Consider the following 14,498-nt stretch of genomic DNA (forward strand, 5'->3'; position numbering starts at 1 on the left):
GAAATAATCGGCGAACAGATGGCTCAGCCCCTGGACCAGATAGGGGGCCAGAACGCGGTTCTGAACCTCGCGCCAGTGCGGCTGGCCGATGGTGACGCCGAAGGCGGCCTCGACCGAGTCGTTGTACCCGTCTCCCAGCACGAGAAGGATCAGGCGAAGCTGAACCAGGGCAAGGAAAACGGCCAGCGCCGCTCCGGTTGCGTTCTCGCGCCAATCGCACCGCGGCATCACGTCTCTTCCGCCAGCAGGCGGCGGCCTTCGTCGCCGCCGTCGCCGGACAGGCGTCCGCGCACCACCTTGCCCAGGGCGGCCACCAGCCGGGCGATACGGTCCAGGGATTCGGGGCTGGGCGACGGCGAGCCCTCGACCAGGCGGCACAGGCGGTTGCCGAGGTGGCTGACCAGGGGGTAGTCGAAGGTCGCCCCCTGTCCCTTCATGTCGTGGGCGACGGCGAACAGGCGGCCCAGCAATTCGGGGCGATCCTCGGGCCGGTCCATGATCTCGCGCAGGCAGGCCTCCATCCGGACCAGATCGGCCTCGGCCCATTCCAGATAGCGTCCGGACAGATCGGCCAGCGCCGCCTCGGCCCGGGCCAGGGCGGCCGGGTCCAGAACCGGAATATGATCCGCGGGAGGAGGGGACACGATGCCTATTCCGCCGCCTCGGCGTTGTCGCCGTGCCGGCTTTGAGCGATCAGGGTGGCGGCGCGGCCCAGTATCTCCACCGCCGAGATGGGCTTGGCGATGACTTCGTCGATGCCGGCATCGTCGGCCTGCTCCAGCACCGCGTGATGCAGGCTGGCGCTGATCGCCAGGACGGGAATGTCGGCGCGGCCGATTTCCCCGCGCCGCAGGTGGTGGACGAACAGCAATTCGTCGGTGTGATCGTTGGACCAGTCCATGACGATCAGATGCGGGTCATGCGATTGGATCAGCGGCGCCGCAGCGCTGGCGGAGCGGGCCTCGACCACCGAGGTGGCGGGCAGCACCGCGAGCAGGCTGCCGATCAGCCGGCGCATGTGCGCATTGGCGTCGATGATGACGACGCAAGCGGTCCGGGTTGTCACCCAACGCCCTCCCAGGCCTTCCGGACCGTTTTCGGCCCATCCCCGTTCACTTGGTTTGCCGGATGGCTTCTTTGTCCATCCGGTGAACACCCTAGCATTATTGCCAGGGGGATGGAAGTGTCCACAAAGCCGGCGTGGTTTCTTGGCCGGCCGCGATGCCGGAGAGGGTCATTCCACCTCGGGAAACACCGCCCAGGCCGGCTTGCGGGCGGTCAGGCGGGCCGTGCCGCAGGTCAGGCCGTTCCCGCCCGAGGCGCGGAACTGATCCAGCCGGAGCAGGGCCACGCCGACGGTGCCGCAGGCCGAACGCATCTCGCCGGCCTCGGAATCGCCGAACAGGATCTCGGCGCCGGGTTCGGGGCAGGGGCCTTCGATCTCCACCGGCATCAGCCGCTTGCGGACCAGTCCGCGGTACTTGGTGCGGGCGGTCAGTTCCTGGCCCATGTAGCAACCCTTCTGGAAATCGACGCCGTTAAGCTCCTCGAAGCCGTTTTCCAGCAGGATCGCCTTGTCCACCAGCAGGTCGCGGCTGCCGTCGGGCAGGCCAAGGCGCAGGCGGGCGATATCCCAGACCGGGAACCCCACCGCCACGAATCCGTTGGCCTCCAGCACGCGGGGGCCGGCATCGGCGGGCAGCAGCGCCCTCAGGCCCAGGTCGGGGTGGCGGGGGTCGACGAACACGGTTCCGCCGGCGAATTCCCCGGCGGCGCCGGTATCGCGGTCCACCCCCAGGGATGCGGCGGCGCCGTCGCCCATGACGGCGAAGACGGCGACCGGGTCCGCCGGGAGAATCCGGACCTTGGAGCGCAGCTTGTACATGCCGAGCTTCTTGCGCAGTTCCTCGGCCCGGCCGGCCTCCACGTCGAGCAGGAAGGATTCGCCCAGTTCCACCACGAACAGATCGAACAGAAACTTGCCCTGCGGGGTCAGCAGGGCGGTCCACACCGCCCGGTCGGGCGCCACCCTGTCCATGTCGTTGGACACCAGCCCCTGGAGGAAGGCGCGGCGATCCTCGCCGCCGATTTCGATCACCGCGCGCTGGTCGAGCCGGGTATAAGCCTTGTCCGCCATGTATCAACCCTATCGTGACTGCCTCTGCGGAAAGGTGGGGCATTCCCGCCGGCTTGGCAAGAACCGTCGTTTGGCAATGGCGGTCAGCCCAGCCGGGCGACCGCCGCCAGGGTGGCGGCGGCGATGGCGTCCAGGGCGGCGGCGTCCAGGTCGACATGGCAGGGCAGTCCCAGCACCCGCCTGGCCAGGGATTCGGTGACGGGCAGCGCCTCGCACAGGCAGTCGGCGAAGGCCGGGTGATGGTGCAGGCCGTCGTCCCACCAGCGTCTGGTGCCGATTCCTTGCGCCGCCAGCATCATGCCCACCGCCTGGGCGTCGACCGGCAGGCCAAGACAGAAGCTGCTGGACACCCAGTCGTCGCCCATGCCGGCGGGGCAGGAGAGCCCGCCGGCTTCCAGTCGTGCCCGCAGCCCGGCCTGGGCCGCGGCGAACGAGGACCGCGTCTTCCGCCAGCCGTCCAGCGCCGCCAGTCCGATGGCGGCGTGATATTCGCTCAGCTTGGCGTTGGTGGCGGCGACGCCGGCCACCCGCATGCCCTGAAAGCCGAAATTGATCCGCCGCTTGGCCTCGGCCACCAGGTCGGCGTTCTCGCACACGATCACCCCGCCCTCGCCGACGCCCAGGACCTTGGTGGCGTGCAGGCTGATGACGGCGGGCAGTGGGGTCGGCCGGTAGGAATCGAAGGCGGCGGCGGCGTCGATCACCACCGGAATGCCGGTGCGGTCCTGAAAGTCCTGCCATGCCCGCCAGTCCACCGGCTGGCCGAACGGGCAGACCGGAATGACGGCTCCCATCTCGTCGGGAGCCGAGGCCAGGGCGCGTTCCACCGCCGCCGGGTCGAGCTGCCAGTCGTCCTCGCGCACATCCAGCAGCCAGGGGCGCAGTCCCGCCGACAGGACGGCGTGGCCGGTGGCGACGAAGGTGAAGGCGGGAATGGCGCACAGCGCGCCGCGCCTGGCGCCGACCGCCAGCAGGGCGGCGACCAGTCCGAGAGTGGCGTTGGCCACCGGCAGGACGTTGCCGCCGTCGGCAAGTCCGAAATGGCCGGCGAAGCGGTGGGAGAACTCGGCCGAGAGCGGGCCGAAATTGCTGTAGACGTGGGATTCGTCGATGCGGCGCAGCCAGGGCAGCAGGGCGTCGGCCGAGGGAAGGCGCGGACGGAAGATGGGTATGGTTTCGACCGCTCTGGCACTCGGCATCGAAGGTAGCCCCTTCTGGCGCTGAAACACTCATTCTCACGGCGAGAATGCAGCGAAAAGGGTTACCACAAAGTTGAGGGGCTACACATAGGCCAGACGCAGAGCCCCCCAATGGCGTCCCGAGACGGTGATGGGGGCCGAGACGTCCAGCATCAGCGCCTGCCGGCCGCCGCCCATGTCGCGGCGATAGCTCTGCACCGTGAACGGGTCGGTGGCGCGGGCCGCCTTCAGTCCGACCTCGTCGTCGAACTTGCGGCGGTTGCGGCAATTGGCGGCGTTCCATGCCGGATCGGCCCCCTGGGGCTGCGAGAACCTGGCGTTATGGGTGGGCAGGTAGCCGTTGCGGTCCACCGGCGCGCAAAACACGATGCGGGGATTGCCGGCCACCACCGCCTCGATCACGGGAGGCAGGATTTTGTCGGCCAAGGCGGTGAAGGCGGTGGTGAACTGGGGCGGGTTGCTGCCCGCCACCGGGCGGTAGGCCTCGTCGAACAGGGCGTCGATGGTGATTTCGCCCCGGCCTGCCGCCTGCTCGAACAGGGTGCCGATCTCGCGGGCCTTGTCGCGGGCCATGGCGACGAAGGGGGTTTCCGGGGTCTCGATGCCGGCCTCGGCGGTCAGCACCACCAGCCGCTCGCCGGCGCCCAGCAGTTCCTGAAGCCGGTTGCGGGCGTGATCCAGGCGCCCCTGGAACTCGGTGAGACCCGAGGCGGCCCGGTCGATCTCGGCGATCATCTCCGACGAGGAATCGCGGATGGCGGTGGCGTCGCTGGCGACGTTGCCCACCTGTCCGGCGATGTCGGCCAGCGACAGACGGATATGGTCGATGGCGCCGGCCATGGCGGTGGTCTGGGTGGTCAGGCCGCCGGCGCGGTTGGCGCTGGCGTCGCCCTGTTCCACCAGCCGCCCGGCGGTGCCGGTGAGTTCCTCCAGCGTCTTGCGGATCTCGGTGCTGGCGACGGCGGCCTTGCGCGACAGTTCCTTGACTTCGGTGGCGACCACGGCGAAGCCCTTGCCGTGCTCGCCGGCGCGGGCCGATTCGATGGTGGCGTTCAGCGCCAGCAGGTTGGTCTGCCGGGCGATGGTGCCGATGCCGTTGGCGACGCCGACCACGCTGGCCATGGCCTCCTGAAGTTCCAGCAGCAGGCCGCGCCCGTCGGTGACCATGCGCACGACCTCGTCGATGTCGGCCAGCGATCCGCGCACCCGCGCCTGGGAATCCTCGGCCTCGGTCGAGGCCAGGCGCGCCCCGGTCAAGGTCTCTCCCACCACCTCGACGATGCGTTCGTTGCTGCCGGCCAGATGGCGGATGCCGCGCTGAAGATCTTCCAGCAACGCCTGCTGGCCGGCCACCCGCGCCGCGATCTCGTCGATGTCCTCGGCGATCTCGATCATCTGCTTGCCGACGCCGCCGGTCTCGCGGGCGAACGCCGCGACGATGGTGGTTTCCTCCTGGCGGATGCGCAGCAGCGAGGTGACGCAGAAGCGGACGATGCGCGCCAGCGGCCGCACCGTTTCCAGAGGTCCGGCGATGCCGAAATTGATCAGCCGCTGGCCCTCGAAGTCGATTCCCATGTTGACGCCCTCGCGCATGCCGGCCGAGCGGGCGGCCTCGTCGCGGGTGACGCCGTATTCGTCCATCTCGCCCTTCATGATGCGTGCCGCGATGGCGTGGACCGAGCCGATGCGGTCCTTGAGGCTGGAGGCGACGATGCGGCCCTCGTCGCCCATGAAGCTACAGACCAGTCCGAGTTCCTGCGAGAACACGTCGCACAATTCCTGTCCGAAGCGGACATCGAACTCGATCGTCATGGCCTTCCTCCATTCCGGCCGGCTTGGCGCGCAATGGGAAAGGTATATAGGCCAGCGGCGTCTATATGGTCAAGTTATTTAACCATCGGAGAGTTATTCGAAATCAAATGTTACCGCCGGCTATTTTTCCGTCTTGCCGTCCCGTTCCCGCAGGTAGTCGTCGGTGGTGCGGGGCACACGCGGCGCGGCGGCCGCCATCGGCCGGGCGCCCTCCTCCAGTTCGTACTGGGCCACCACCCGGCAGTCCTCGCACATCCTGATCAGGTCCAGGCGGCCCGGCTGGGCGAACATGGAATGGCCGCTCATGCGCTCGACCATGCGGTCGATGCCGGATTTCGAGGCGAACGGCTTGCCGCAGCGGAGGCAGGGATAGGGTTCCTCCTCCTTGAGCACCTGACGGGTGCGGGCGGCGGCGGTGAAGGTCAGTCGCGGTGCCAGGGTCACCGCCTTTTCCGGACAGGTGACGCGGCACAGGCCGCACTGGACGCAATTGGCCTCCAGGATGCCCAGCGACGGCTTGTCGGGCAGGCCGGACAGCGCCTTGGCGGGGCAGGCGCCGACACAGGCCAGGCACAGGGTGCACCTGGCCTGGTCCACCAGGATGGTTCCGAACGGATCGCCGGCGGCCAGCGGCATCGAGTCCACCGGATTGGGGGCATGGCGGTGCAGATGGGCCAGGGCCAGCGTCAGGGTCTGGCGCTTGCCGCCGAGCACCAGGAACTCGGCGGCGGGATCGACCGGTTCCGGTACCGGGCCGGCCAGCAGGGCTGCCAGGGCGGCGGGGTCGGTCTCTTCCGCCAGTTCGGCGCGGCAGGTCCAGCCCAGCGCCCCGGCCACCCGGTTGGCGAGGTCGACGGCGGCCCGCGCCGGCCCCAGGTCGTCGCCGTGGCGCGGGTCGGCCAGCAGCAGCACCCGGCCGGCGCCCTTGGCCAGGGCGGCGAGCAGCAGGTCCGGCCCCAGGGCGGCCACCGCCGGCACCGTCAGCGGCAGCGCCGCCGCCGGCAGGCCGGCGCCGAATCGGGCCAGGGCGGCGATCAGGTCCTCGCCATGCCCGGATTGATGGATCAGCAGCAGCGGCCGCCCGCCCCCGGCCGTCCGGAAGGTTTCCAGCAGGGTCGACAGGTGCTGGAACAGGCTGTTTCCGGCGGGAACGTTGAATCGGATGGCGCCGGTGGGACAGACGCTGGCGCAGGACCCGTGACCGCCGCAGACATGCGCATCCACCGAGGCGGCGTCGCCCAGCGGGGTCAGCGCGCCGGACGGGCAGGCGTCGAGGCAGCGGGTGCAGGCCACCTGCCCGTTGCGGGAATGGGCGCACAGCGCGGCGTCGATCCTGATCCAGCGCGGTTTCTCGAACTCGCCCACCAGCCCGGCGATTTCGGCCAGCGCCCGTTCCAGTCCGGCGCGGTCATTGGGATCAACCACTAGCCAGCCGTCGCGGGGCGGCAGCAGGGCCGGCCCGCCGGTCAGGTCCAGCACGATATCGGCGGATAGGGCGCGTTCGCCGATTCCGGCCTCGAAGGCCAGGGCGCCGCGCGCCGAGGGCGAGGCGCCGGCTAGACCGGCCACCGTGACCGCGAAGGCGCCCAGATGGCCGGACGCCTTCATCGGCCGGCCCCGGAACAGGCCGAGACCGCGCACCGGCGGCGGCACCAGGTCGGAGTCGCAATCGGGCAGCAGCAGGCAGGTCGTCGCCCGCTCGGCCGACAGCCGCCGTCCGGCCTCCAGCACCACTTGTGAACGCCCCAGCACCAGCACGCCGCCGCCCGAGGTCAGGGTGACCGATGGCGTCGGCTCGGTGGCCAGCGCCGCCTGGGCCAGCAGCGCCGCCATCTTGGGGGTGGCGGCTCCGGCCTGATCCGACCAGCCGGCGCGGTCGCGCAGGTCGACGCACAGCGGCGGCTCGGCTCCCGCCTGTCCGGCCAGTTCGCCGAACAGCGGCGCTTCCTGGCCGCAGCAGACCAGCAAGGGCTCGCCGTCGGCCAGGGCCTCGCGGTAGGCCGCCGCCTGGGCGCGGCAGAGCTGGGTGAACACCCGCTCCGGCGGCTCGGTTCCCAGCGCCTTGGCCAAGGCCTTGACGTCGAGCGGCATCGAGCCCTCGCACGAACACATCAGAACCCGCCGTCCGCCGATCTTCATATGCCGCTCTCCCATTGCTCCCCGTCCGGGGGACGCCTACTCTATAACCGACGACGGAATGATTATATCCATTCCGTCGGAGTCTAAGGGAAAGCCCGGCGCCTGAGGGACAATGAAGAATCAGAGGACTTGATGACAGACCAACCCATGCTGGTTCGCCCCGACCCCGATGACGAGCGCCTGTATCAGAAGGTGGCCGGCATCGACCACGAGGGCAAGGCCGTCGAGGCGGCGGTGATCAACGAGCGCCCGCTGACCATCTTTCTCAATGGCCGCGAGATCGTCACCGCCATGACCATCGGCGACCATCCCGAATATCTGGCGCTGGGCTATCTGCTGAACCAGAACATGCTGCGCCCCGACGACGAAATCCGGGCGGTGGATTACGATTCCGAGATCGAGACCGTGGTGGTGCGCACGGCGCGCCAGACCGATTACGAGGAGAAGCTGAAGAAGAAGATTCAGACTTCGGGCTGCGCCATGGGCACGGTGTTCGGCGACGTCATGGAGAAGTTCGAGACCGTCAGCCTGGATTCTTCGGCCCGTTTCCACACCTCGTGGCTCTATGCCTTGCAGAAGGCCATCAACACCATGCCGTCGTTCTATCTCAAGACCGGCGCCATTCACGGCTGCGTGCTGTGCGAGGCGGACCGGCCGCTGATCTACATGGAAGACGTCGGCCGCCACAACGCCATGGACAAGATCGCCGGCTACATGTTCCGCCACGGCTTGGCGGCGACGGGCAAAAGCCTCTACACCACCGGCCGCCTGACCAGCGAGATGGTGATCAAGACGGTGCAGATGGGCATTCCGGTGCTGCTGTCACGTTCGGGTTTCACCGCCTGGGGGGTGGAACTGGCGAACAAGGCCGGGTTGACCCTGATCGGCCGCGCCAAGGGAAAGCGCTTCGTCGCCCTGGCCGGAACCGGACGCATCGTGTTCGACGCCGACCCGGGACAGGCCGCCGACGAGCCCGGCCATCTGTCCCGCAAGGGGAGCCGCGACGATGAGTAAGGAGACGACTCCCATCGCCGGAGTGATCCTGGCCGGCGGCCTGTCGCGCCGCATGGGCGGCGGCGACAAGGCCCTGATCGAGGTGGACGGCCAGACCCTGCTGGACCGGGTGATCGAACGGCTGTCGCCCCAGGTCGGCCCGATGGTGCTGAACGCCAACGGCGATCCCGCCCGCTTCGCCGCCCTGACCCTGCCGGTGGCCCCCGATGTCATCGACGGCTATGCCGGGCCGCTGGTGGGCGTGCTGACCGGGCTCGAATGGCTGAATCTCCACACCATGGGGGTGGAGTGGATGGTCAGCGTCGCCGCCGACACCCCGCTGTTCCCGTCCGATCTGGTGGAGCGGCTGCTGGCGGCGGCGACGGCCGAGGGCGCCGACATCGCTGTCGCCTGCACCAATGACCGCACCCATCCGGTGTTCGCCCTGTGGCCGGTCCGCCTCGCCGCCGAACTGCGCGCCGCCACCGAGGGCGAGGGGCTTCGCAAGATCGAGGCCTGGACCGACCGCCATAAGGTGGTCCGCGTCGACTGGCCCTCGCGTCCGGTGGACCCGTTCTTCAACGTCAACACCCCGGAAGACGTGGTGCGGCTGCGGATGATCCTGGATGGATCGCTGCCGGCCGAACCACCGCTTCGGGCCGCCACCGGGATCGCGGTGGTGGTGGAGCGCCGCGACGGCGCCAGCGCCTGGGTGAAGGATTCGTGGCGGCCGCTGGAGGTGATGGCCGAACCGCCCGCCGACGCCGCGCCGTGGGTGATGCTGCGCCGGGGCGAGGGCTTCGAGCATTATCTGGCCACCGGCATCCCCCTGGTCCTGCACCGTTCCGACCTCGCCAGCTACCGCTACAACCTGGGCGGATTCGACCCCCGGCTTTACGTGGTGCTGCGCCGCCAGGACGACGGCGGCCAGCCGGTCAAGGTGGCGCTGGCCACCGCCGCCCCGGACGAGGCCCAGGCCATGAGCGAAAGCGGCGAGGACGTGGTGGACGGTCTGTCCATGCCCGGACCGTTGCGCGACTGGGTCGAGATGTTCTGCGCCTGTCATCCGCCCGACGAGCCCATGCGCAAGCGCAAGCGCGATGCTGTCGACACCGCCGACAGCTTTGCCGGCAAGGGTCGGGGGCGGCCATGAGCGAATCCGTCCTTGGCCGCTGGTCGCGGCGCAAGCTGGCGGCCAAGGCGGACCCGCCGTCGGCACCTTCGGAGGAGGAGGTGGTGGCGACGGCCGGGGAGCCGGCTTGTTCGGAGCGGTCCCCGGCGGCGGAACCGCAGCCGATGGAACTGCCCCCGGTCGAATCGCTGGAGGCCGATTCCGACTATTCCGTCTTCATGAAGCCCGGTGTTCCCGCCGAGCTGCGCCAGCAGGCGCTGACCCGGCTGTGGGCGACCAATCCCGGCCTGATGCAGCCCGAGGTCATGGACCTGCATGTGGGCGACTATACCAGTCCGGTGGTGGCCGAGGTGGTCAAGACCGCCTGGCGTCTTGGCAAGGGGGTGCTGGACGCCGCCGAACTAGCCGCCGAGGAGGAGGAACGGCGGCAAGCCACCGCCGCTAAACGGCTCGACGACGACGCTTGAACTCTAGCCCCTGATCCCGGCGATGAAGCGCGAGGTTTCGGCGCTCAGCACCTCGGATCGCCGGGCGATGCCTTCGGCGGAATCCAGGACCGAATGAGCTGAGCGACCGGTGGAGGCCGCCGCCTGGGTGACGTCGGCGATGGCCTGCGACACCTTATCGCTGTCGGCGGCGGCGGCGGCGGTGGAGGCGGCGATGCCCTGGGTGGCGCCGCCCTGCTCGTCCACCGCGGCGCTGATGGTGGCGGAAATGTCGCTGATGCGGCCGATGGTCTCGGCGATCCGGCGGATGGCCTCGACCGCCTGTCCGGTCGAGGCCTGGATGGCGATCACCTGATCGCCGATCTCGCCGGTGGCCCGCGACGTCTGGTTGGCCAGGGTCTTGACCTCGTTGGCGACCACGGCGAAGCCCTTGCCGGCCTCGCCGGCGCGGGCGGCCTCGATGGTGGCGTTCAGGGCGAGAAGGTTGGTCTGGCCGGCGATGTCGTTGATCAGGCTGACCACCTCGCCGATGCGCGACGCGGCGTCGGACAGGCTGAGAATGATGGAATCGGTGGTTCTCGCCTGCTCCACCGCCGCCTGGGCGATGCCGGCCGCCTCCGAGACCCGCCCGGCGATGCGGGCGATGGAGCCCGACAGCAGATCGGCGGCGTTGGCCACTTCCCGCACTTCGGAGGCGGCGCGGTCCGAGGCGCCGGCGGCGGCCTCGGACTGGCGGCTGGTCTGCTCGGCGGTGCCCGACATGGCGAGGGCGGTGGCCTTCAGTTCGGCCGACGCGGAGGCGAATCCCTCGACCACGCTGCGGATGCTGGCCTCGAAGCCGCTGGCGATCCGGTTCAACGCCTCGCGTTTGTCGTCTTCGGCGCGGCGTTTCTCGGCCTCGGCTTCCCGCTCCAGGGCCAGCTTCTCGGTGGCGTTGCGGCGGAAGATTTCCAGGGCGCGCGCCAGTTCGCCGATCTCGTCGCGGCGGCCGCCATAATCGAGTTGCTCGTCCAGATTGCCGTTGGCCAGGTGCTCGGTCACCTCCACCGTACGGCGCAACGGCGGCACCACCGACAAAATCAGCCAGATCACCACCAGGCTGCCCATGCCGATTCCGGCCAGTCCGAGGCCGAGCACCACTCCGAAACTGTCGGGACGGTGGGCGTGGACCTCCATCAGCGTCATGACGAAGAACAGCCACGCCAGGGCGACCGGGGGAACGAAGGCAACGACGATCTTCAAGCCGATACCGCTGAGAAAGGCCTTCAAGATTCCACCTATTCCAATATTATGACCGGACATGACGTCAGACTCCGTCACACTCACATATGCAGTGTGGCGCAACGGCGAACATCAGGCAATACGCCTCGGCGACCGTCGGTGTCGGCTTCAACTTTGGAATCATTATCTTTTATTGCGTATGTTCCCGTGATCTTGGGCCTCTGGCCGGATCTGACGCAAGCTCTGGTCATCGCTGCCCGAAACGGGCAAACTGCCATCCACCAGGGATGGCACGGGAGCCCGCTTTGATGCCGAAGCTGAAGATTACCATCGGACGGATCGCCGTCGAGGTTCGCCCATACGACACTCCGACGGCGGCGGCCGTTCTTGCCGCGGCGCCGTTCGAATCAAGGGCGACCATCTGGCCGGGCGAGGTTTATTTCCAGGCCCCGTTTCACGCCCCGCGCGAGGAGGGGGCGCACGACGTGGTGGAACTGGGCGAGATGGCCTTCCGGCCCGAGGGCGAGGTTCTCATCATGGGCTATGGTCCGACCCCGTGTTCCGAGGGGGACGAGATCCGCCTTGCCAGCGCGTCCAACATCTGGGGCAAGGTCGAGGGGGATGCCGGCCACCTTCGCGATCTGGCCGGAATCGAGGCGGGGGAACTGGTCAGGGTCGAGGTGGTGGAGTAGGCGCGATGTATCGGTCCTTCCTGCTGGCGCTGATCGTGGCGCCGCTGCTTGGCGGCTGCGGCATTCCGGATCTGGTCGCCCATACGGTCAAGGCGGTGGAGAAGTCGCGGCGCGACGGCTCCGGTCAGGCCGAGGCGCAGCCGTCGGCCGCCCAGTCGCAACCGGCCGCCGCCGCCGAGGAGCCGCCGCAGCCCGTCGCCGCGCCGCTGCCGCCCCGCAGTTCGGTCACCGCTGAGGAACTGCCCGCCCGATAGACCGGCGCGACCGAGCCGCCACGCGCCAAGGGGTTCCAAGGCGAGGGCGGTTGGTGCTATGGTCCCGCGCCTTTCCAGGTGTCGGACCCCAATGAGCGACGCTGCCATCGATTTTCTGTCCCTGCCCGAAGCCGACCTGACCGATGACGGCGGCAGGCCGCTGACCGCCCGGATTTGCGCCACCCATGACGTCGCCGGCGCGGTGGCGGCGGCGGTGCGGGCCAACTGGGCGGTGATGCCGGCCGGCGGGTTGACCAGCGCCATCGGCTCGTTCGACTACCGTCCCGATTCCGTCGCCGGATTCGGCGGCGTCGTCGCCATCCGCCCCAAGGGGGCGCTGGCCGCCGAGGTGATCGGTCCGGCCGCGCCGCTGGACGGCCTGCTCAGTCACCAGGTCAGCATCGACGCGGATCGCGGGCTGGTTTCGGCCGGCGCCGGCCTCACCTTCGCCCAGGTCAACGCCGCCCTGGCCGAGCATGCCGGCCCCACCGCCCGGTTGCTGATCGACCTTACCAGCATTGGTTCCGCCTTCGTCGGCGGCGTCGTCGCCACCGGCGGCATGGGACCGTTGCGGCTGCGTCCGTCCCGGTCGCTGGAGGCGGTGTGCGTGGCCGACGGCGGTCCACTCCGCGTGCTGACCGGCGACGACGTCGCCCTGGTGGAGGGGATGCAGGGCTGGACCGGCATGGTCGCGGCCGCCCGTTTCCGCTATTGCCGGGTTCCGGCCAGCGAGTTCGGGCTGGTGCTGCCGGTGCAGGGCTCGGACGTGGATACTGTCGCCGGCCTGCTGGCCTATCTGCGGCCGTGGACCCGGCTGGACCAGCCCGAGGCGGGGGGGCGGATCGGCGGCGAGGGCGGCGACACGGTGCTGAACGGCATCGAACTGGTCAGCCGCGACTCGCTGGAGGCCTTCATCCGGCATGCCGAGGAACCGGCCCGTTCCAAGGCCGAGGGTTTGCTGCAATCTTGCGAGTATGCTGGCGCCGACTGGCTGGCCTGCCTGACCGGATGGTCGGAACTGTCCATCGACGATGTGCTGATGACCCTGCTCGATCCCGAGACCGAGACCATCGGCGGCGTCGGCATCGATTTTGGCGTCGGCTTCTCGTCGGGGGCCGAGATGGAGACCTTCCGCGCCATCCGCGAGGGCGCGCCCGATCTGGCCCGCACCCGCGCCCGCGTGGTTCAGCCCGGGCGGCTGAAGCCGTGGAGCACGTCCACCGACATCAACATGGTGCTGCCGGCCGACAGTTCCGCCATCGTCGCGGTGCTGGAGGCCTATGCCGATTATCGTATCGCCATCAAGGCGCTGTCCAGGGAACTCGCCGGAACCGTCGAGGTCGAACTGTCGGCCTACGGCCACCTGTCGCCGGCGGGACTGGATCCTCACCACCGGGTGACCCTGTTCGCCGCCGAGGGGGCCGAGGCCGCCCTGGCGGCGGCCCGTCTGGCGGTGGCCGCCAACAAGCGCACCTTGATCCATGACCTGCTGTTCGCCGCCCAGCGTCACGGCCTGGCGGTGACCGGCGGCGAGAAGGGGGCGCCGTCGCTGGTGGAGATCGCCCGCGCCGCCGGTGGCGAGAGCCGCCTGTCCGACGCGCTCAAGACCGCGTTCCGGCGGACGCGGGACGCGGTGATGGCGGCGCCGGCCCATTTCTCGTTCCGGGCTCCGGCCGAGCTGCGCGGGGAATAGCCATGCATCTGAACGCCATCGAAGCCGGTCCCGATTCCCCCTCCGGCCTGGCGCCGCTGCTGATCCTGCACGGCCTGCTGGGCTCGGCCCGCAACTGGGGGGCGGCGGCCAAGGCCCTGGGCGGGAATCGCCGGGTGCTGGCGCTGGACCTGCCCAATCACGGCTCCAGTCCGTGGACCGAGATCATGGATTATCCGTTCATGGCCCGCGAAATCGCCAAGGTGATCGAGGGGCTGGGTGGACGGGCGGCGGTGCTGGGCCATTCCATGGGCGGCAAGGCGGCCATGGTCCTGGCGCTGACCCGGCCGGACCTGGTGGAGCGGCTGGCGGTGGTCGATATCGCGCCCGTATCCTATTCCCATACCTTCGCGCCTTATATCAAGGCCATGCGGAGCGCGCCGCTGGCCGAGGCCCGGTCGCGCTCGGACGTGGACGCCCACCTTGCCGGACATGTTCCGGACCGCGGCGTCCGCGCCTTTTTGATGCAGAATCTGGAAGGTGGCGCCGCCGGATACCGCTGGCGGCCCAATCTGGCGGTGTTGCAGGCCCATATGGACGACATCCTGTCGTTTCCCCGTTTTCCCGACGGGACGTGCTACCAGGGGCCGGCCTGCTTCATCGCCGGGGCGGAATCCGACTATATCCGTCCGGCCCACCAGGACATCATCGAGCACCTGTTTCCGATGGCCGAGACGGTGGAGATCGCCGGCGCGGGCCATTGGGTCCATGTCGACCGGCCGGCCGAATTCATCGCGGCGGCGCGGGAGTTCATCCGATAGG

14 protein-coding genes are annotated in these 14,498 nt (G+C 69.3%); 7 read left to right on the forward strand and 7 right to left on the reverse strand.

All coding sequences use genetic code 11. The features are described 5' to 3' along the window. Window positions 1-227: 227 nt before the first annotated feature. From MTBSS4_RS16820 to MTBSS4_RS16845, 6 genes are all read right to left on the reverse strand, one after another. Window positions 228-644, reverse strand: coding sequence for an Hpt domain-containing protein (locus tag MTBSS4_RS16820; RefSeq protein WP_254432615.1), 417 nt, complete (start codon window positions 642-644; stop codon window positions 228-230). Window positions 645-649: 5 nt separating this feature from the next. Next, window positions 650-1,066: a two-component system response regulator gene (locus tag MTBSS4_RS16825; protein WP_254432616.1), complete on the reverse strand. Its 417-nt coding sequence runs from the start codon at window positions 1,064-1,066 to the stop codon at window positions 650-652. Between the two features lie 168 nt (window positions 1,067-1,234). Then, window positions 1,235-2,137 (reverse strand): folate-binding protein YgfZ, encoded by a 903-nt coding sequence (locus MTBSS4_RS16830; protein WP_173984553.1) that lies wholly within the window; start codon window positions 2,135-2,137, stop codon window positions 1,235-1,237. An 83-nt stretch (window positions 2,138-2,220) separates the two neighbouring features. Continuing rightward, window positions 2,221-3,336: a DegT/DnrJ/EryC1/StrS aminotransferase family protein gene (locus MTBSS4_RS16835; RefSeq protein ID WP_173984554.1), complete on the reverse strand. Its 1,116-nt coding sequence runs from the start codon at window positions 3,334-3,336 to the stop codon at window positions 2,221-2,223. A gap of 81 nt (window positions 3,337-3,417) precedes the next feature. Then, window positions 3,418-5,148 (reverse strand): methyl-accepting chemotaxis protein, encoded by a 1,731-nt coding sequence (locus MTBSS4_RS16840; protein WP_173984555.1) that lies wholly within the window; start codon window positions 5,146-5,148, stop codon window positions 3,418-3,420. A 120-nt stretch (window positions 5,149-5,268) separates the two neighbouring features. After that, window positions 5,269-7,287, reverse strand: a complete 2,019-nt coding sequence (locus MTBSS4_RS16845) for a 4Fe-4S binding protein (protein ID WP_173984556.1) — start codon at window positions 7,285-7,287, stop codon at window positions 5,269-5,271. 132 nt (window positions 7,288-7,419) lie between these two features. On the opposite strand from MTBSS4_RS16845, the gene fdhD reads away from it, so the two are divergent. The 3 genes from fdhD to MTBSS4_RS16860 are packed head-to-tail and all read left to right on the forward strand — an operon-like array spanning window position 7,420 to window position 9,879. Further along, window positions 7,420-8,301, forward strand: a complete 882-nt coding sequence (fdhD, locus tag MTBSS4_RS16850) for a formate dehydrogenase accessory sulfurtransferase FdhD (protein WP_173984557.1) — start codon at window positions 7,420-7,422, stop codon at window positions 8,299-8,301. Further along, window positions 8,294-9,433 (forward strand): molybdenum cofactor guanylyltransferase MobA, encoded by a 1,140-nt coding sequence (gene mobA / locus MTBSS4_RS22815; RefSeq protein ID WP_173984558.1) that lies wholly within the window; start codon window positions 8,294-8,296, stop codon window positions 9,431-9,433. The genes fdhD and mobA overlap by 8 nt, the downstream gene beginning before the upstream one ends. After that, the gene (locus MTBSS4_RS16860) at window positions 9,430-9,879 is read left to right on the forward strand and encodes a DUF3306 domain-containing protein (protein ID WP_173984559.1); all 450 of its coding nucleotides are present in this window, start codon (window positions 9,430-9,432) and stop codon (window positions 9,877-9,879) included. Before mobA ends, MTBSS4_RS16860 begins: the two co-directional genes overlap by 4 nt. A gap of 3 nt (window positions 9,880-9,882) precedes the next feature. Here the strand turns inward: MTBSS4_RS16860 and MTBSS4_RS16865 are convergent, their stop codons facing one another. Then, window positions 9,883-11,127 (reverse strand): methyl-accepting chemotaxis protein, encoded by a 1,245-nt coding sequence (locus tag MTBSS4_RS16865; RefSeq protein WP_173984560.1) that lies wholly within the window; start codon window positions 11,125-11,127, stop codon window positions 9,883-9,885. A 260-nt stretch (window positions 11,128-11,387) separates the two neighbouring features. On the opposite strand from MTBSS4_RS16865, the gene MTBSS4_RS16870 reads away from it, so the two are divergent. The 4 genes from MTBSS4_RS16870 (at window position 11,388) to MTBSS4_RS16885 (ending at window position 14,497) form a co-directional block, all read left to right on the forward strand. Next, window positions 11,388-11,771: a cyclophilin-like family protein gene (locus MTBSS4_RS16870; protein WP_173984561.1), complete on the forward strand. Its 384-nt coding sequence runs from the start codon at window positions 11,388-11,390 to the stop codon at window positions 11,769-11,771. A 5-nt stretch (window positions 11,772-11,776) separates the two neighbouring features. Continuing rightward, complete coding sequence (locus MTBSS4_RS16875) at window positions 11,777-12,025, forward strand: hypothetical protein (RefSeq protein WP_173984562.1); 249 nt, start codon at window positions 11,777-11,779, stop codon at window positions 12,023-12,025. A 91-nt stretch (window positions 12,026-12,116) separates the two neighbouring features. Continuing rightward, window positions 12,117-13,718: an FAD-binding protein gene (locus MTBSS4_RS16880; RefSeq protein WP_173984563.1), complete on the forward strand. Its 1,602-nt coding sequence runs from the start codon at window positions 12,117-12,119 to the stop codon at window positions 13,716-13,718. Window positions 13,719-13,720: 2 nt separating this feature from the next. Next, window positions 13,721-14,497, forward strand: coding sequence for an alpha/beta fold hydrolase (locus MTBSS4_RS16885; RefSeq protein ID WP_173984564.1), 777 nt, complete (start codon window positions 13,721-13,723; stop codon window positions 14,495-14,497). Window position 14,498: the final 1 nt, after the last annotated feature.

The organism is Magnetospirillum sp. SS-4 (genome assembly GCF_902729425.1).
Lineage (GTDB): Bacteria > Pseudomonadota > Alphaproteobacteria > Rhodospirillales > Magnetospirillaceae > Phaeospirillum.